At 36.3% G+C, this 17,036-nt stretch carries 19 protein-coding genes, 1 tRNA gene and 1 other RNA gene; 11 read left to right on the top strand and 10 right to left on the bottom strand.

The features are described from left to right. Positions 1 to 139 precede the first annotated feature (139 nt). Positions 140 to 490, bottom strand: a transfer-messenger RNA (tmRNA) gene (gene ssrA, locus FNN08_RS08055). Positions 491 to 687: 197 nt separating this feature from the next. Between ssrA and FNN08_RS08050 the strand changes: the two genes are divergently transcribed. Next, a complete protein-coding gene (locus FNN08_RS08050; protein ID WP_143584381.1) occupies positions 688 to 1,158 on the top strand; it encodes a hotdog fold domain-containing protein in 471 nt (156 codons plus the stop codon). A 50-nt stretch (positions 1,159 to 1,208) separates the two neighbouring features. On the opposite strand, the gene smpB is transcribed toward FNN08_RS08050, so the two are convergent. Continuing rightward, complete coding sequence (gene smpB, locus FNN08_RS08045; RefSeq protein WP_143584378.1) at positions 1,209 to 1,694, bottom strand: SsrA-binding protein SmpB; 486 nt, start codon at positions 1,692 to 1,694, stop codon at positions 1,209 to 1,211. A 136-nt stretch (positions 1,695 to 1,830) separates the two neighbouring features. Here smpB and FNN08_RS08040 point away from each other — a divergent pair, with 136 nt between their 5' ends. Next, positions 1,831 to 2,262, top strand: a complete 432-nt coding sequence (locus FNN08_RS08040; RefSeq protein WP_143584375.1) for a type II toxin-antitoxin system RatA family toxin — start codon at positions 1,831 to 1,833, stop codon at positions 2,260 to 2,262. Position 2,263: 1 nt separating this feature from the next. Beyond that, complete coding sequence (locus FNN08_RS08035; RefSeq protein WP_143584373.1) at positions 2,264 to 2,608, top strand: RnfH family protein; 345 nt, start codon at positions 2,264 to 2,266, stop codon at positions 2,606 to 2,608. 11 nt (positions 2,609 to 2,619) lie between these two features. On the opposite strand, the gene FNN08_RS08030 is transcribed toward FNN08_RS08035, so the two are convergent. Further along, complete coding sequence (locus FNN08_RS08030) at positions 2,620 to 3,009, bottom strand: hypothetical protein (RefSeq protein ID WP_143584371.1); 390 nt, start codon at positions 3,007 to 3,009, stop codon at positions 2,620 to 2,622. A gap of 323 nt (positions 3,010 to 3,332) precedes the next feature. On the opposite strand from FNN08_RS08030, the gene FNN08_RS08025 reads away from it, so the two are divergent. Beyond that, on the top strand, positions 3,333 to 4,058 hold the full coding sequence (locus FNN08_RS08025; RefSeq protein ID WP_143584369.1) for a hypothetical protein: 726 nt from the start codon (positions 3,333 to 3,335) through the stop codon (positions 4,056 to 4,058). 62 nt (positions 4,059 to 4,120) lie between these two features. On the opposite strand, the gene FNN08_RS08020 is transcribed toward FNN08_RS08025, so the two are convergent. The 5 genes from FNN08_RS08020 to epd all read right to left on the bottom strand — a co-directional run bounded on the left by FNN08_RS08020 (position 4,121) and on the right by epd (position 9,697). Further along, on the bottom strand, positions 4,121 to 5,056 hold the full coding sequence (locus FNN08_RS08020; RefSeq protein WP_143584366.1) for a LysR family transcriptional regulator: 936 nt from the start codon (positions 5,054 to 5,056) through the stop codon (positions 4,121 to 4,123). Between the two features lie 164 nt (positions 5,057 to 5,220). Further along, entirely contained in the window at positions 5,221 to 6,114 is an 894-nt protein-coding gene (locus FNN08_RS08015; protein WP_143584363.1) for a YdiY family protein, read from the bottom strand. A gap of 164 nt (positions 6,115 to 6,278) precedes the next feature. After that, complete coding sequence (gene fba, locus FNN08_RS08010; RefSeq protein WP_143584361.1) at positions 6,279 to 7,343, bottom strand: class II fructose-bisphosphate aldolase; 1,065 nt, start codon at positions 7,341 to 7,343, stop codon at positions 6,279 to 6,281. Between the two features lie 70 nt (positions 7,344 to 7,413). Next, positions 7,414 to 8,595: a phosphoglycerate kinase gene (locus FNN08_RS08005; protein WP_143584358.1), complete on the bottom strand. Its 1,182-nt coding sequence runs from the start codon at positions 8,593 to 8,595 to the stop codon at positions 7,414 to 7,416. 88 nt (positions 8,596 to 8,683) lie between these two features. After that, the gene (gene epd, locus FNN08_RS08000) at positions 8,684 to 9,697 is read right to left on the bottom strand and encodes an erythrose-4-phosphate dehydrogenase (protein ID WP_143584355.1); all 1,014 of its coding nucleotides are present in this window, start codon (positions 9,695 to 9,697) and stop codon (positions 8,684 to 8,686) included. A 685-nt stretch (positions 9,698 to 10,382) separates the two neighbouring features. Between epd and FNN08_RS16335 the strand changes: the two genes are divergently transcribed. Beyond that, on the top strand, positions 10,383 to 10,523 hold the full coding sequence (locus FNN08_RS16335) for a hypothetical protein (RefSeq protein WP_185962592.1): 141 nt from the start codon (positions 10,383 to 10,385) through the stop codon (positions 10,521 to 10,523). 121 nt (positions 10,524 to 10,644) lie between these two features. Here FNN08_RS16335 and FNN08_RS07995 read toward each other — a convergent pair. Then, positions 10,645 to 10,721 (bottom strand) — tRNA-Arg (locus tag FNN08_RS07995). 407 nt (positions 10,722 to 11,128) lie between these two features. Here FNN08_RS07995 and FNN08_RS07990 point away from each other — a divergent pair. From FNN08_RS07990 to FNN08_RS07975, 4 genes are all read left to right on the top strand, one after another. Then, positions 11,129 to 11,818: a flagellar hook assembly protein FlgD gene (locus FNN08_RS07990; protein ID WP_143584352.1), complete on the top strand. Its 690-nt coding sequence runs from the start codon at positions 11,129 to 11,131 to the stop codon at positions 11,816 to 11,818. Between the two features lie 211 nt (positions 11,819 to 12,029). Continuing rightward, positions 12,030 to 13,130 carry a sensor histidine kinase gene (locus FNN08_RS07985; protein ID WP_143584350.1) on the top strand — a complete coding sequence of 367 codons (1,101 nt, stop codon included), beginning with the start codon at positions 12,030 to 12,032 and terminating at the stop codon, positions 13,128 to 13,130. A gap of 56 nt (positions 13,131 to 13,186) precedes the next feature. After that, a complete protein-coding gene (locus FNN08_RS07980) occupies positions 13,187 to 14,518 on the top strand; it encodes a sigma-54-dependent transcriptional regulator (protein ID WP_143584346.1) in 1,332 nt (443 codons plus the stop codon). Between the two features lie 161 nt (positions 14,519 to 14,679). Continuing rightward, positions 14,680 to 15,465: a VacJ family lipoprotein gene (locus FNN08_RS07975; protein WP_143584343.1), complete on the top strand. Its 786-nt coding sequence runs from the start codon at positions 14,680 to 14,682 to the stop codon at positions 15,463 to 15,465. Positions 15,466 to 15,560: 95 nt separating this feature from the next. Here FNN08_RS07975 and FNN08_RS07970 read toward each other — a convergent pair whose 3' ends face one another. Beyond that, entirely contained in the window at positions 15,561 to 15,869 is a 309-nt protein-coding gene (locus tag FNN08_RS07970) for a DUF6170 family protein (RefSeq protein ID WP_143584341.1), read from the bottom strand. A gap of 211 nt (positions 15,870 to 16,080) precedes the next feature. Between FNN08_RS07970 and ribE the strand changes: the two genes are divergently transcribed. Then, positions 16,081 to 16,545, top strand: coding sequence for a 6,7-dimethyl-8-ribityllumazine synthase (gene ribE, locus FNN08_RS07965; protein WP_143584338.1), 465 nt, complete (start codon positions 16,081 to 16,083; stop codon positions 16,543 to 16,545). A gap of 12 nt (positions 16,546 to 16,557) precedes the next feature. Next, positions 16,558 to 16,974 carry a transcription antitermination factor NusB gene (nusB, locus tag FNN08_RS07960; protein WP_143584335.1) on the top strand — a complete coding sequence of 139 codons (417 nt, stop codon included), beginning with the start codon at positions 16,558 to 16,560 and terminating at the stop codon, positions 16,972 to 16,974. Positions 16,975 to 17,036: the final 62 nt, after the last annotated feature.

Here is a 17,036-nt window from a genome sequence, read left to right as displayed (position 1 = left end):
GACAAAAAAACACTCAATGAGCAATGATAACCGTAGGTTTAGTCATATTTTTACTGAAAAAAGGCAGGGTTTAACTCTATCGATGCAAAAACTTTAGGCGAAAAAAAAGACGCTAGGAAAACGTCTTTAATCTTTAACTTGGTGGAGCGGGGGGGAGTCGAACCCCCGTCCGAAAAACCTACATCCTCGGTACTACATGCTTAGTCGCTCATTTATTTAACCAATTAGACGCCAAGCGACAGGCTTCATCATGGTGAGTCTGATACTGTTTCGCGGTTCACCGTCAGACACAGTTCCCTCGCTAACCTATTTGGGGTGACCATCGATCCTATAAGCAATAGGTGAATTTATTAGGCGATGGCTAGCCTTAAGCGGCTAGTGCGAACGTTTCGTCGTTTGCAATTATAGTTTTGCGGCTTTTTACCAGGCCAACCGCCCCTGGGCATGCACCTTGGGTTTCATGAATCTCGTCGAATCCTAGATCCGCCCCAAAGTCTACTTTGATAACGAAATAACTAAAGTAGGTGCGTATTGTAACTGTTATTTCTAGCCATGACAACGCGAGTGAAATTTATACAGTTAATGCTAATTAGTTCGACAATAGCATTGCTTTTTAGTTCGAATTGCATCTATTATGAGTTAACTGATTAGACCAGTGTTGTATCATATTCTATTTTAAGGAACACCATGGCACAAAGTAGACTTCTTACTATTTATAATAAATGGCATGTATTTTCATTTGGTAATCGATTGTTTTCATGGTTTTTTGCCAATATGGCACCGTATTTCAAAACAATTAAACCTTTTGTTGTTGATTTAAGACCAGGATATTGTGAAGTATTAATTAAGAAACGTAAATCGGTGCAAAACCACATTGGCACAGTACATGTGATAGCGATTTGTAATGGCTTGGAAATGGCTATGGGGGCTGTTTCTGAAGCATCTATACCATCGCATTTACGTTGGATCCCTAAAGGTATGTCATTGGACTATACCGCTAAAGCAGATTCTGACATTCGTTGTGTAGCTGATTTAGGCGATATGGTTTGGGAAGAGGGAGACTTTTTAGTGCCTGTAACGGCTTATAATAAAGATGATGTTGTTGTCGTTACTGGCCATATTAAGCTGTGGGTGAGTAAGAAACCTGAGAAGAGTTAATAAAAGTATATTACTAAAACGCCAGCATCTGCTGGCGTTTTAGTTTTTATTTATTGGTTAGACTTTTTCATGATTCGGCCTTGATCAACTTTCCATTCTCGATCTTTGATATCGGCACGTTTATCGTGGCTTTGTTTACCTTTACCAAGATAAAACTCTAATTTAACCCAAGAGCTCTTCCAGTACATTGCCGTTGCGATTAAAGAGTAACCTTGTCGTTCTACTGCACTAACGAGTTGATCTAATTCACGTCTATTTAATAACAATTTACGTGGACGAACCGGATCGCAAACAACGTGTGATGAAGCAGAATTTAAAGGGTGAATTTCTGCACCTACTAAGTAGGCCTCGCGATCTTTCACGTGCACGTAACAGTCGGATATATTTACTTTACCATCACGAATACTTTTAAGTTCCCAGCCTTGTAAGCTCATGCCGGCTTCGTATTTGTCTGATAACGTATAGTTATGCCTCGCCTTTTTATTTAATGCGATAGTATTACTATTCGTTTTATTTTTTGATTTTTTCTTTGCCATAATGGCGCCATTATACTGGAGAATGATTAATTTAGAACAGCTAGTTTCAACTTTTATTGTGATTTTTATCTTGATCAAAGGGTGAGCTTTCATTTTTGCTTTGCTATGATAGCAATATTCGCTCGTGGGGGTATAAATGCCAGTAATAAATCGTAGTGCTTTAGTGATGTTTAGTGCTGCTCAAATGTATGAATTAATTAATAATGTATCGGCATATTCAGAATTTTTACCTGGCTGTAAAGATTCTAAAGTTGTTAGTCAAAGTGCAGATAAAATGGTTGGCTCAATACTTGTTTCAAAAGTGGGCATGGAAAAGTGGTTTACTACAGAAAATACGCTAGTTGAAAATACCTCTATCTCTATGTCCTTAAAAGATGGCCCTTTTAAGAGTTTATCCGGGCAATGGCAACTCACACCATTAAGTGATGAAGCTTGCAAAGTGTCATTACAGTTAGATTATGAATTCTCTAGCAAAATTGTAGAAATGGCGTTCGGTAAGGTATTTAATACATTAACAAATAACATGGTTTCTGCATTTACTAACAGAGCCAAAGAGGTGTACCAATAAAATGTCAGTCGAGCAAATAAGCATTGAATTAGTTTACGCATTACCGAAAGAGCAAGTTCTTTTATCTTTGAGCGTTGATGAAAAATCAACGATAGAACAAGCTATAGTTGAGTCGGGTATTTGTCATCAATTTCCTGATATAGACTTATCAGTTAATAAAGTAGGCATCTGGAATAAAGCAGCCAAATTAACTCAGGAGCTTGAAGAAGGGGACCGAATTGAAATTTATCGTCCACTTATCGCAGATCCTAAAGAAGTGCGTAAACGCCGCGCCGAAAAGGCAAAAGAAGAAGGTCGCGCTGATAAAATAACTGGTGGACGGGTAAATCCGCAACGTACTAAGTAAGCCTTATCGCATTAAAAAAGGCTTACAAACTTAGCAAAGCGACTTGTTTCACAACTACCATTAATATTTTGTTCGTTATCTTTTAATAATTCATCTACTAGAGCAATGTAATGTTGCATTCTATCTTGCATACGCATAGCTAATTCAAAGAAATTACTATTATTGTGATCTTTAATCTTTTTAAGAGAATGTTGCGGCGGTAATTCTATTAGCTGTGCTAAGGGCTTATTTACAAGGCCATCATAGCTTCTGAAGTAATTTCCTGTAACAGTTGTAATGGTCACCTGCATTTCTTTATTAAATTTATACTCTGAACGCTCAACTGCATAAGCAGATTGAAAACTAGTAAAAGCTAGCACAAAGCCAAAAAGTACAAAAGTGAATGAGTTTCTACAGTTCATTATAAATTCCTTCTATAGCCGCTAAATATAAATTTGATTTTAACAACATATGTTAAAAAAGTGTTAGGCGCTATATGGATGAGGCGGAAAGGCATAATATAGCGATGAGTTGCAAAATTCACTTAACAATACAGTGGTAAATAAAAGGGGGATTTCAGTGTCAGTAAATTTTACAAACACCGCTTTGGGGTTTGTAAAGATAGTAATCGTTGATTGTATAAGTTACTGATAATAAAGTTTAAATTGTATTTTATCCCATGTGGTCTAGTTATTGCTTACTACAATATTATCTTTAAGATAAAAAATATCAGAAGGAAATTGTTATGAAGAATTGGTTAAAAATATTTTCAGTTAGTGTTTTATTCTCTATATCTAGCTTTGCACATGCAATTATGATCGACTTTATGGCTGACGCTGATGGCGCAATAGGTGAAAGTGCTTGGACGGAGTTGATTTATGCTGATTTAGGTAACATCACAGGGTTATCTCTCACGGTTACTGCAACTCATAATGGCAGTGCTGCCTTAGCTTATTTAGATGCTAATTCAGCTGGATTAGGCGTATGTAAATCGGCTCCAGTCGATAAAACGGATGTGAAATATCCAGGTAGTGGTAATAATGTTTGTGATAACCCTTCTGATGATAATGTGACAGCTGACGAAGTGTTAATGTTTACTTTTAGTTATTTTGGAGAAAATATCGCGGCACCAGATGGCATCACTATATTTATTAATGACAATCATGGTACTGGTGATAATAAAGGCTTGATGGGTGGAGATTTTATTACATTTAATGGTAGTGATATGGAAGTACCAGCTGATACTTTGGTATGGGAAGTTAACTTAGGATCTGCCTCTGAATATACTACTGCTTATAAAGATTCGCCATTTTATGTACAAAAACTAATGATTGATGTTGCCACATTTAGAGGGAATTGTACTACTGATAACCCTGAATCATGTGTACCTGAAGTTCCAGAGCCTTCATCACTAAGTATATTAGCATTATGCGCTATCTTACTCGCTGCACGTAAAAAGAAACTAATTTAAGTTTTTAGATACTTTAACAATTAAAACGCCTGTAAATATACAGGCGTTTTTTTATTTAGACACTAGCATTGCTTCGCAGTTTCTACTACTAAATTTCGAAACCAAATATGGCTTGGTTCATGGTGTAGTAATGGTGACCAGATCATCTTTAGCTCAATGTCTGGGATTGTAAAAGGTGGTTCTAAAATTGCGTAACCAGGATCATTGGCATGCACCATTGCTGCTTTTTTGGGTAAGGTTGCCATTATTTGATCGTCATGAGCTAATTGCATTGCTACATGGTAGTTACGAGTAAATATTTTAATATCGCGCTTTTTATCTATTTCAGCTAAGGCTTCATCCACCCAACCAAGCTTTTGTATATCTTTAGGGTTCATCCCTAAACCTACACCAAAGCCTGTTTTAGATACCCATACATGTTTCGTAGCCAAATAACTATCCAAATTAAAGTCTTTTAAGATTGGGTTAGATGCCCTTGTTAAGCATGAAAAGCCATCTTTCCATAAAACCTTTTGATGAAATGATTGTGGCAGTTGGTTAAATAAGTTAATCGCCATATCAATTTTTCCATCTTCAACATCATGAAAAGTAACATCACTTGGTGTCATGATATCTATAGTAATATTTGGTGCGATAACATTAATTTTTTCAAGTAATGGAGGTAATAACGTTGAAGCCGCATAATCACTCGCCATTAATCTAAATACTCGTTTACTGTTTAATGGTTCAAACTCTTCAACTTGTTGTAATGCTTCTTTTAGATCTCTGAGGATTGTTCTTATAACTGGCGCTAACTGGTTTGCTCGCTCGGTAGCTACCATACCTTCAGAAGTTCTAACTAATACAGGATCATTTAGCAGGTTACGCAATCTTTTAAGGCTATTACTCATTGCTGGTTGAGTTATATTTAATTGACTAGCTGCGCGAGTAACATTTTTTTCGCGCAGTAATACATCGAGAGCGACTAAGAGATTAAGATCTATATTAGCTATATTCATGAAATTGATACCTTTTGTTATGGTGATAAATTACATGAATTTTAATAGATTGACTAGAGGTAAATATCTTCAATAAATTTAGAATGGTTAATTGAGCTCGATTGCTCAAATCAAGATTAGAAATTTACTGCACTTTGACTAGTGAAAGTTTAATTAAACTTTCACTAAATGCTAAATACTAGAGTTAGAGAGGTTTCTGTTCTGGTATTAGAGATATTACTCTCAACCTCTGTATTGTGGTCGACAGAAAAAGCAAACTTTAACGCCAGTGACTCAATAAGCTTTGTTGTGATTGATGAAACTGATTTATATTTACTATTATCGCCCGATTTTGGCGCATATTCAGCACTTAACGTTTGTTTAAATTCCATGGTTTCAAAAAGCTTGCGCTCGTAAGTTGCCGCTGCACGAATGATTGTAGATTTTTGAGTTTCATTATTGTGAAATTCTGTTTCTGCTATTTCATCAATTTTATAACCAGGCCCCATTTCCGCATCAAAGTAGGCATTTTCAGTCTCATACCAACGACGACCCCAACCGCCCGCAACTGAGGCTTGGTAATCAAATCCGTTAAATCTATTGGTTTCATATGAACCATAAGCAAATACATAGTTTTTACCGCCTTCTTCTAAGGTGTAATTGCTCTGTAGCGACGTAGCCCATTTCTGATCTGTTGTTTCATACTCTTTTTTACCTGTCTCTGCATTTTCTTTTTCTGCACGACGGCCGAATAAATCAACAATCCAATTAGTACTTAGCTTACCAATATCGTGAACCAAATCAGACTTAGCTTTAGCGATGGCATAATCATTATCACCAGTATTAAAAAATGCGCCCACCTCTACTGAGCCTGAAATGGTTGATGGAGTTATGTCACATTCGGGAAAACCAATAAACTCTTCTGGTGGAACTTCATCAGTAAAATGATAACAATCTATTTCTGGAGGCGGATTCAAGGAAGTTAAAATAGCTTCAATTGCTTCTGCATTTGATGTTTCTTGAGCGGCAAAAATATTAGGAGATACCGCCATTAAACTAATAATAATTATTCTTTTCATATTAATACTTAAATCAACATCGTCGATCTATTTTTGCCCAACTTATATTATTTTAATTTTTACTTAGCAATGAAAGTCACTAATTGGAGCGAAATATTAACATGATTTTACAAAAAAAGGGCTTAAAAAGCCCTTTATTGATGATTAATATGTAAGTTATTGAATTACTTTATTAAAGCGTTCAACTCACCATTAATATATCTTTGATACATTGTATCTAATGACACACATTTGATTTTACTTGCATGACCTGCAGTATTAAATGCTTCATAACGAGCTTTACATATCTCATACATAGCATCAGTTGTTTTTTGTAGGTATTTACGAGGATCAAATTCAGCTGGGTTTTCAGCTAAGAATCGACGAACAGCACCTGTTGAAGCTAAACGTAAGTCAGTATCGATATTAACTTTACGTACACCATTTTTTATACCTTCTTGAATTTGTTTAACTGGTACTCCGTAAGTTTCAGGGATCGCTCCACCAAACTCATTAATAACAGATAACCAGTCTTGAGGTACTGATGACGAGCCGTGCATTACTAGGTGAGTATTAGGAATGCGGTTGTGAATAGCTTTGATACGTTCAATATCTAAAATATCGTCTGTTGGAGGTCTGGTAAATTTGTAAGCGCCATGCGATGTACCACAGGCAATAGCTAAAGCATCTACTTGAGTTTTATTTACAAAGTCAGCGGCTTCTTCAGGATCGGTAAGCATTTGATCGTGAGTTAAAACACCTTCTGCACCAACACCATCTTCTTCACCTGCCATGCCCGTTTCAAGTGAGCCTAAACAGCCTAGTTCACCTTCAACACTAACACCACAAGCATGAGCCATTTCTACTGTGCGGCGAGTTACATCGACATTGTACTCGTAAGATGCTGGCGTTTTGCCATCTTCACGCAGAGAGCCATCCATCATCACCGATGAGAAGCCAAGTTGAATAGAACGCTGACATATTGCTGGAGATGTGCCGTGATCTTGGTGCATAACAACTGGAATTTCTGGGAATTCTTCAATTGCAGCTAAAATCAAATGGCGAAGGAATGGCGCACCAGCGTACTTTCTAGCTCCGGCCGAAGCTTGTAAAATAACAGGGCTATCAGTATCACGAGCGGCAAGCATAATCGCACGTACTTGCTCCAAATTATTTACGTTAAAAGCAGGGATCCCATATTCGAATTCTGCCGCATGATCTAGCATTTGACGCATAGAAATTAAAGCCATTATCAACACTCCTTCTGTGCTTGATAGTTGCAGGTTAACCTGCAGTAATTTAAATTAATTATTTTATGATTTACTTAGCTGTAGCTCGTTCTTCAAGTATAGCAACTGCTGGAAGCTTTTTGCCTTCTAAAAACTCTAAGAAAGCACCTCCACCGGTAGATATATAAGACACTTTATCGGCAATATCATACTTATCTACCGCAGCTAAAGTATCGCCACCACCAGCAATTGAAAATGCTTTCGAGTTTGCAATTGCCAAGGCTATTTCTTTAGTACCTTCACCAAATTGATCAAATTCAAAAACACCTACAGGACCATTCCATACAATTGTACCTGCATTTTCAATTATATTTGCCAACGCTTTTGCCGAGTCAGGTCCAATATCAAAAATCATTTCATCATCAGCAACTTCATTTACTGGTTTTAATGTAGCTGCAGCTGTTGGAGAAAACTCCTTTGCAACAACTACATCTGTTGGTACTGGAATGTCACCATTATTAGCCTGGGCATTTGAGGTTAAACGATTGGCCTCATCGATTAAATCAGCTTCATAAAGTGATTTACCAACGTTATGGCCACTTGCCGCTATAAATGTATTAGCAATACCACCGCCAACCACCAATTGGTCAACTATAGTTGCTAGTGATTCTAAAACAGTAAGTTTAGTTGATACTTTCGAACCACCTACAATTGCGACCATAGGTCGAGCTGGATTATCTAAAGCTTTGCCTAATGCTTCAAGCTCACCAGCCAATAAAGGACCAGCACAGGCAACGGGAGCAAATTTAGCTACGCCATGAGTACTTGCTTGAGCTCGGTGCGCAGTACCAAATGCATCCATAACATATATATCACATAAATTAGCTAGTTTTTGTGATAATTGTTCGCAGTTTTTCTTTTCGCCAACATTAAAGCGAATATTTTCAAACATTACTAATTCGCCGGCAGCTACGTCAACACCATCTAGGTAGTTATCAACTAACCTTACTTCTTGACCAAGTGCATCAGATAAGTAATCAGCTACAACTTGAGTTGAAAATTCAGCATTAAACTCACCTTCAGTAGGACGTCCTAAGTGCGACATAACCATAACTTTTGCGCCAGCATCCAATGCCAACTTGATTGTTGGCAATGCGGCTTTCAAACGTGCATCAGAAGTAATTTTCCCATCTTGAACTGGTACGTTTAAATCTTCTCTGATTAATACGCGTTGGTTAGTGAGATCAAGCTCGGTCATTTTAATGACTGACATAGTGTAGCTCCGTTTTGTAATTGAATTTTAATATTTTTATAAAGTTAGTATCGACTATTTTTCGTAGTCCGACTGTGCTTTAGTGTATTTATTCGTTAATTTGCATCGCTTTACAGGTATCTAACATTCGATTTGCGAATGCCCATTCGTTGTCGCACCAAACAAGTAATTTAACTAAACGCTTATGGCTTACCCTTGTTGAATTACCATCAACAATAGAAGAGCGAGGGTCGTGATTAAAATCACTAGAAACTAAAGGCTCAGTACTAAAACCTAATATGCCGGTCAGTTGCTTTTGCGCTGCATCGATAATTGCTTGATTGACGCTTTCAACATCAACGTCTGTATTTAAGGTAACGCTTAAATCCATTGCTGTAACGTTCATCGTAGGTACACGCACAGCTATTGCTTCAAAACGACCTGAAAATTTAGGTAAAATTCTCTCTATACCTGCCGCAAGTTTTGTATCAACAGGAATGATAGATTGACTCGCTGCTCTAGATAAGCGCAAATCATCATGATAAGCATCAATAACTTGTTGGTCGTGCATTGATGAGTGAATTGTTGTGATCGTGCCACTTTCAACGCTAAATGCGTCATCCAATGTTTTAATTACAGGCACAATACAATTGGTAGTACATGAACCATTAGACACAATAAGGTCAGATTTAGTTAAAGTATGATGGTTGATGCCAAAGATAATAGTATTGTCTACATCGGTTAAGGCGGGCTGAGAGTAAAGTACTTTTTTAGCGCCTTGCTGAATATGCTTATACGCATGCTCTTTATTGTGATAAATGCCTGTACAATCCAATACCACGTCAACTTCTAAACTTTGCCAAGGCAAATTATCAATTTCGCTATAATGGAATAGGGGAATAACATCATTGTCTACGCTAAGAGCATTTTTATTAATGCTAACATTGAAACCAAAGCGACCATGGTTAGTGTCATATTTTAATAAATGAGCAATGCCTTCTGGTTTGGCTAATTCATTGATGGCAACTATGGTAAATTCATCGGTGCGCCCCGATTCATATAGCGATCGCAATACACTACGTCCAATTCGGCCAAATCCATTTATTGCTATTTTAATTGTCATGTTTATAAATTAATTCATTTTTTGCTAATTGTAGCATTTAATATTTTATTCTTTCGATATTTTTGGGGTATTAGATATGCCAAATTGCGAAAAATTATTATATCGGTCAACAGCTGATTAAAACGCGCATATTTTCACCTATATTCATCTCTACTGCAATTAAATATGTTGTTTTTTTAACGGGCAGTTAACAATTAAATTTTTATACTTAATGTTTTGTCAATTGGGTTATGTTTAATGCTATTTAACTAATCTAAAAACTGTTGGTTTGGATGACTTCATTGATAAATTGAGCTTGAAGTGTTTATTTTCTTGTATATTTTTGTTCTGAGAAATGTTGCAGGTTTAGTCAGCAAGAGAAAGTATGTAATTGCTTTTTTCAGCTGCATAACCTAATTAATTCTATATTTTAAATTTATATAAAGAGTAGATTTTTGATCTTATTTGAAAGTTAATCATCGAAAAGGCTGGATTTTTAGTTATATGAAATGATTACCTTGTTGTGGTCATACCTCAGTTGTATCTATTTGATTTTTATTTTAAATATAAATCATTATGCATTGTAAAAGTAAATATTTTTGCACTAATGTTATATTTTTATGTGTTTTGGGCTTGAAAGCATTGGTCAAACAATATACATTAATTTTGCTCAACCAATAATAATAAAAATAATAAAGGTTCTATCATGAATAGAAAGTCTTTGAGGGAGATAAAGTTAACTACGGTTTTTTATGCTGTATTTATTTTAGGAGCGTCGGCAATATTTTCGAGCTCAAACGCAACTCAAGATATGGATTTAAACGAAATTATTGAACAACAAGAATAATAAAATAGTTATTGTTTATATCTTTAAAAACCCGCTTTGCGGGTTTTTTTTCGCATAAAATAAAGTGAAAAGCGATTATTACAAGAACTGGATTAGATAATCTTTTTAGTTTGCTCGGAACTGGCACGCCTGACAGGAGTCGAACCTGTGACCTACCCCTTAGGAGGGGGTCGCTCTATCCAGCTGAGCTACAGGCGCTTAGTTTTATGGTCATAATCATAAACTATAACAAGTTAGTTATTTTTATTAAATATCAAAACGGCAATTGTGATGTAAAAGTGGCAATGCTTTGCCTCTTTAACTTTAATAGCTATGAACTTTATTTTTGTTGAGAGAAAATTTTGATTCAGCCTTGCTCACATAGTCGTGCTTTTTCGCTTAAAATAGCTAAAAAGAGAGTGTTTTTGTATAAATAATAAGCAATTGATTTTATTCTTAAATTAAACCTTAATTCTGTGTGCTTATGGCTTGAAAATTGCATTGTAAATGACAAGCTTTAAGTATATAACTTAACAGTAATTGAACTGATAATCGTATGGTATATACGAGTGGCTCTTAAGGACGGATTGAATAGACATTAAAGTTAATGTGCTTGGAATTTATTAGTGGAAGATAAAAATAGCAAAACAGTGGCAGGAAGCCATGAAGTATCAACTCAAAAACCTAAAAATAGTTCTATTGCTCAAAGGGCAACAATAGAGCTACAGGCATTCTTTGCCAATTTGATCCCTAAACCTGTCGATAACAACATTAAACAAGAGATGGATACTGATGAATTATTTTCTCAGTTGTTAGCATCTTCTATCAGCCAAGGCATTGACGACTACCACGAAGGGTTTGAAACCCATCACCCTGAAAACTCTTCAAGTAAGGCTTTGCAAGCAAGCTCTTTAATTGGCCGCAGCGTTCTCGTTGAAGATGGTTATTTCTATATTGAAGAAGGTGATAGTGCTTCTGGTCGCTTAAATATTTTAGATAACGTCCACCATGTTTTTGTTTATATTGAAAATGAAGACGAAGAGATCGTTCGTATTATTCCTCTTGGTGATAATTTATCTGGTGAAGTTAGCTTCAAATGGAATGGCATTACTCGAACGGGAGAAGTTGCTCCTGAAGGCGAATATCGTTTCATCGTATCGTGTTTATGTAAAGGCAGGGTATTAGAGTTAAAAGCACTAACCTACAATAAAATTATAAGAGTCACTTTTGATAGTGGTAGTGATGATGTTCGTCTCTATTTTGAAAATGACTTAACAATGAAGTTGTCTGAAATTGTAGAACTATTAAATGAATAACTATGCGGCTTTGTTTTATTAAAACATGGCTACATTGTGCTGTAATAAAAAATGACGGATATGCACAAACGTCAAAATATAAAGCTTTTGCTGGCTGAGTATTTACCCTATGATGGTTTAATATTGAAATTATATTAAAACCGCTCTGAATAAATACAGTCAATAAAATAACACTAGTTAAAACACACTTAGTATAGTGAAGAGGTAGAATATGAGCGTGACTAATGGGGGCAATGATCCCACTTCATCAACAGTCACTAAGCAAACGGAAATTAAGTTACTTACCGAGGCATTTCCTGGTGAGCTAGACTTATTGCGATTAGAGTCGAATCAATTAAACCAATTGTTTGATGTTATGCCAGCAGGTGTGGTTATTATTGACGGTGATGGTATTGTCGTTAAAGCCAATAATGTTGCTACTGACTTATTAGGTGTTAATTTAGTTAAACAAGCCTGGATTGATATTATAAAGCAAGTATTTAAACCTAGAGCCGATGACGGACATGAGGTTTCTTTAATTGATGGCCGCCGAGTTAAGTTAGATATCTCTTCTTTTGGCTCGCAAGCGGGTCAGCTTATTTTAATTACCGACTTAACTGAAACAAGACTCTTGCAAGATAAACTAAGCCAAATGCAACGTTTATCTGCACTTGGCCGTATGGTATCAACGTTAGCTCATCAAATTCGTACTCCGCTGTCTGCAGCAATGTTGTACTGCTCTAATTTAGCAAGTAAATCCTTAAATCCTGAAAAAAGAAATGTTTTCCAAGATAAGCTAACTTCACGTTTGCATGACCTAGAACAACAAGTAAATGATATGCTGTTATTTGCCAAAAGTGGTGGTAAGCAAGTGGTTGCCGTTTTGCCTGTTGATGAGCTTTTACAAGGTGCTATTGCTGGAGTTGAAGCGCAAATTGAAGAAGCTAAAGCACAAATCAACTTATCGATTGAACAAGACAAGCTACAAATATTAGGTAATAAAAGTGCTCTTGAAGGTGCTCTACAAAATTTAATTCATAATTCTTTACAAGTAATAGAAGATGGCGCAGAAATCACTATTAAGGCATACTCAGATGATGAAAGCTTGTTTATCAATATCAAAGATAATGGCTGTGGCATTGATGCAATTGAGGCTGAAAAGATATTTGAACCTTTTTACACTTCAAAAGTTCAAGGTACTGGTTTAGGCTTAGCGGTTGTTAAGTCTGTTGCCAAAGCCCATCATGGTGATGTAAATTTGGTAAGTAAAGCTGGCGAAGGTGCAGAGTTTTGTATTAAATTACCCTTATTCCACACCAAAGCGACCGAATAATTAATAGCACTTGTTTCTTATATATAGTGTTATAAAAATAATAATAAGAGGCATATATGACCAGTCAAGTGGTCCTAGTTGTAGAAGATGATCCTGGCTTAAGAGAAGCTGTTGTTGATACCTTAATGTTATCAGACTATGAGTGTATAGAAGCTGACTCGGGTGAAGCTGCATTAGTACAATTGAAAAAGCACCAAGTAGATATGGTGGTTAGTGATGTACAAATGGGCAATATGAGCGGCTTAACTCTACTAAAAAATATTAAAGCTAACTCTCCAGATTTACCCGTGTTGATCATGACCGCATATGCAACTATCGACGATGCGGTGCAAGCGATGAAAGATGGCGCTTGTAATTACATTGCTAAACCATTTGTACCTGAAGTATTGCTTAACATGATCAGCCAATATATGCCGGTTGAAAAAGTGGTAAGCGCCCAGCCTATCGCTGTCGATGAACACAGTAAACAATTATTAAAACTCGCTAAACGTGTAGCTGCAACAGATGCTTCGGTGATGATCTTAGGCCCGAGCGGCTCCGGTAAAGAAGTTTTATCGCAATTTATTCATAACGAATCACTACGAGCCGAACAAACTTTTGTCGCTATTAACTGCGCTGCAATTCCTGAAAACATGTTAGAAGCCACTTTATTCGGTTATGAAAAAGGTGCTTTTACCGGTGCGGTAAATGCTTGTCCTGGTAAGTTTGAACAAGCCCAAGGTGGTACTATTTTACTTGATGAAATCACCGAGATGGATTTAAGTCTGCAAGCTAAAATCTTACGTGTTATTCAAGAAAAGGAAGTTGAACGCTTAGGTGGCCGAAAAACCATCAAGCTAGACGTTCGAGTAATAGCTACGAGTAACAGAGACTTAAAACAGGCTGTTGCAGAAGGTGTCTTTAGAGAAGATTTATTTTATCGTTTAAATGTATTTCCACTGACTTGGCTACCACTGTGTAAACGAGTTGATGATATTTTGCCTTTAAGCGAGCACATCATTAATCTACATAGTCCAACTGAGCGAGTGTCTTTTACTGCAAGTGCGCAAAATAAGTTACTCAGCTATAGCTGGCCAGGTAATGTACGAGAGCTAGATAATGTTATTCAGCGAGCTCTGATCATGAAAGCTGGAGCTGATATTGATAGTGACGACTTACTTATCGAAGACTTTATTATGGATAGCCCAGAGCCAGTAACACAAATAACTCATGATGAAGATAATTTAGAGAGTGAGTTAAAGCAGCAAGAGTTTCAAATTATATTAGATGCATTACGAGCATGTAATGGTTCTCGAAAAGAAGTTGCTGAACGACTAGGAATAAGTGCTAGAACATTACGGTATAAACTTGCAAAAATGCGCGAGAACGGTATCCAGTTACCTGTTTAATCTTATCTAGAGTTGGTAAATATTGTTTTAACATCAAAGTAACACTATCTTAATGTCTTGTTGGTGTTTAAAATGCTCTAGTATCGATGCGGGGCAACTAATTTGTATTTAGACTTTCAGGCTCTTTTAATAACAATAATATATTTCGAGGATTGATTTATATGTTTTCCAATTTAAAGCTTACCAGCTTTGCATTATTTATCTCCATTTTTCTTCTTAGCGCGTGTTCATCGACTGAGCAAAGTGAAAGCCAAGCAAGCAATGAAACCCAACAACAAGAAAGTGACCCTCGCGATCCACTAGAGTCGATTAACCGCTCGTTATGGACATTTAACTGGGAATATTTGGACAAATATGTATTTAAACCAGTAGCAACTTCCTATGTTGAATATGTACCTTCACCAATTCGTTCAGGTGTGTATAACTTAGCATTAAACCTAAATGAACCTTTTACTGTGGTGAACAACTTACTGCAATTTAAGTTTCAACGAGCAGCAAAAGCAACAGGGCGATTTGTACTAAACAGTACTGTCGGTTTACTTGGTTGGTTTGATATTGCTCAGCATGCAGGCTTAGTTAGAGAAGAAGAAGAGTTTGGTGAAGTACTTGGTTATTACGGTGTGGGAGATGGACCATATTTAATGTTACCTGCACTTGGCCCAAGTTCAGTTAGAGATGAAGCGGGTGATTTTGTTGATGGTTATTATTGGCCATTAGCTATCATTGATTTTTGGCCTAATGTAGCTAGAAGGCTAGTTATAGCTTTAGAAGTTAGAGGCAATTTAGGCGATCAAGAGGCTTTGCTTAATGAGTCATTAGACCCATATGAATTTGTCAAAAATGCTTATTTTCAAAATATCGAATATCGAGTTTATGATGGCAATCCGCCGGTTGTAATTGACCAAGAAGAAGAAGATGAAATTGATGATTTATTAGAAGAATTCTAATTATCTAGTTTATTTTATTAACGAAAGGTGGGTATATCCCACCTTTTTTGTACCCGCTTAAAAGTCGCTATTAAAGCGTACTTTTGATTTCATGCTTATTCGTTTGTCTTTACAAACTCATTAATGGCTTGGCTTAAATGTTTCTTTATAAAATATAAAGATATAGGCCTTAGAACAATAAAATAGCCAATTAAGACAAATACAAGCGGCATTAAAAACCACCAAGAATCAATGTTTGCTAGCATTAAAAAAGGCGGTGTAAGAATGCAAAGTTTTAACAGATTAAGAAAAACTTTTGCCCCCGGGGACATTTTACTGGTCGCCAAGGCAATAATTTGCTGCTTTTCATTAAAAGAAAAACCCTCAAGCTGTTCAAATTGTTTAGAAGAAAAATATAATTTCATAATGATCAGTTAAACTAAAACGGTGTGATTATTAGCAATATATTCTATCTTTAAACCTAAGTTAAAGCGATCAACTAATTATTACACCGTGATTAATTACATAAAATTGTCATTTGTCGTATAAAATAACAACTTTATAATAAGAACCAGTACCTTATTATTTTGATTTTTGTTAGAATTGCCGCAATTTTTGAAAATAGGTTAAGAAAAAATGAACGTTATTGAAGGATCTTTTGCTGCACAAGGCAAAAAGTTTGCAATTGTAGTATCTCGTTTTAACAGCTTTATTGTTGAAAGCTTACTTGAAGGTGCTGTAGATGCCCTTAAGCGTCACGGCCAAGTTGCTGATACTGACATTACTGTAATCCGTGTTCCAGGTGCTTATGAGTTACCTGTTGCGGCAAAACGTATAGCAAGAAAAGGTGATTTTGACGCGATTATTGCTATCGGTGCAGTTATCCGTGGTGGCACACCTCATTTTGATTTTGTTGCTGGCGAATGTAACAAAGGTTTAGCGCAAGTTGCTATGGAGTTTGATACTCCTGTTGCATTTGGCGTAATTACTACTGATTCAATTGAACAAGCTATTGAGCGTGCTGGCACTAAAGCTGGTAACAAAGGTGCAGAAGCTGCCCTTAGTTCGCTTGAAATGGTTAATGTTCTTGACCAACTATAGGCGGATTGCTTAGTGAAACCAACACCTAGAAGAAAAGCTCGTGAAATTGCTGTACAAGCAGTATATTCATGGCAACTAACCAATAATGATATATCGGAAGTTGAAGAAAATTTCTTAGCTGACAATGCTAAGCGTCGTTTAGATACAGAGTATTTCTCTTTATTATTACGTGGCGTAGCATCAAAAGTGAGCGAAATTGACGAAGTTATCCGTCCTTTCGTTGACCGTCCATTAGAAGAAGTTGACCATGTTGAAAAAGCAATTATTCGTGTTGGTATTTTCGAACTCAGTGATTGCCTTGATGTGCCTTACAAAGTTGTGATTAATGAAGCTATTGAACTAGCGAAGTCTTTCGCTGCTGATGATAGCCATAAATTTGTCAACGGCGTGCTTGATAAAGCGGTTAAAGGTTTACGACCGAGCGAATAATTCTAGTTGTTGCTATACAAGTTAATATTGTATTTCACTAGAACGAATATCAATTCATCTAT

It is taken from the genome of Thalassomonas sp. M1454 (assembly GCF_007097525.1).
Lineage (GTDB): Bacteria > Pseudomonadota > Gammaproteobacteria > Enterobacterales > Alteromonadaceae > Thalassotalea_A.
This window is presented reverse-complemented; position numbering and strand designations above follow the sequence as displayed.

Bases quoted from the DNA above. Each gene is read 5' to 3' on its own strand.
- FNN08_RS08050 (WP_143584381.1), top strand. From the start codon at position 688: ATGGCACAAAGTAGACTTCTTACTATTTATAATAAATGGCATGTATTT.
- smpB (WP_143584378.1), bottom strand. From the start codon at position 1,694: ATGGCAAAGAAAAAATCAAAAAATAAAACGAATAGTAATACTATCGCA.
- FNN08_RS08040 (WP_143584375.1), top strand. From the start codon at position 1,831: ATGCCAGTAATAAATCGTAGTGCTTTAGTGATGTTTAGTGCTGCTCAA.
- FNN08_RS08035 (WP_143584373.1), top strand. From the start codon at position 2,264: ATGTCAGTCGAGCAAATAAGCATTGAATTAGTTTACGCATTACCGAAA.
- FNN08_RS08030 (WP_143584371.1), bottom strand. From the start codon at position 3,009: ATGAACTGTAGAAACTCATTCACTTTTGTACTTTTTGGCTTTGTGCTA.
- FNN08_RS08025 (WP_143584369.1), top strand. From the start codon at position 3,333: ATGAAGAATTGGTTAAAAATATTTTCAGTTAGTGTTTTATTCTCTATA.
- FNN08_RS08020 (WP_143584366.1), bottom strand. From the start codon at position 5,056: ATGAATATAGCTAATATAGATCTTAATCTCTTAGTCGCTCTCGATGTA.
- FNN08_RS08015 (WP_143584363.1), bottom strand. From the start codon at position 6,114: ATGAAAAGAATAATTATTATTAGTTTAATGGCGGTATCTCCTAATATT.
- fba (WP_143584361.1), bottom strand. From the start codon at position 7,343: ATGGCTTTAATTTCTATGCGTCAAATGCTAGATCATGCGGCAGAATTC.
- FNN08_RS08005 (WP_143584358.1), bottom strand. From the start codon at position 8,595: ATGTCAGTCATTAAAATGACCGAGCTTGATCTCACTAACCAACGCGTA.
- epd (WP_143584355.1), bottom strand. From the start codon at position 9,697: ATGACAATTAAAATAGCAATAAATGGATTTGGCCGAATTGGACGTAGT.
- FNN08_RS16335 (WP_185962592.1), top strand. From the start codon at position 10,383: ATGAATAGAAAGTCTTTGAGGGAGATAAAGTTAACTACGGTTTTTTAT.
- FNN08_RS07985 (WP_143584350.1), top strand. From the start codon at position 12,030: ATGAGCGTGACTAATGGGGGCAATGATCCCACTTCATCAACAGTCACT.
- FNN08_RS07980 (WP_143584346.1), top strand. From the start codon at position 13,187: ATGACCAGTCAAGTGGTCCTAGTTGTAGAAGATGATCCTGGCTTAAGA.
- FNN08_RS07975 (WP_143584343.1), top strand. From the start codon at position 14,680: ATGTTTTCCAATTTAAAGCTTACCAGCTTTGCATTATTTATCTCCATT.
- FNN08_RS07970 (WP_143584341.1), bottom strand. From the start codon at position 15,869: ATGAAATTATATTTTTCTTCTAAACAATTTGAACAGCTTGAGGGTTTT.
- ribE (WP_143584338.1), top strand. From the start codon at position 16,081: ATGAACGTTATTGAAGGATCTTTTGCTGCACAAGGCAAAAAGTTTGCA.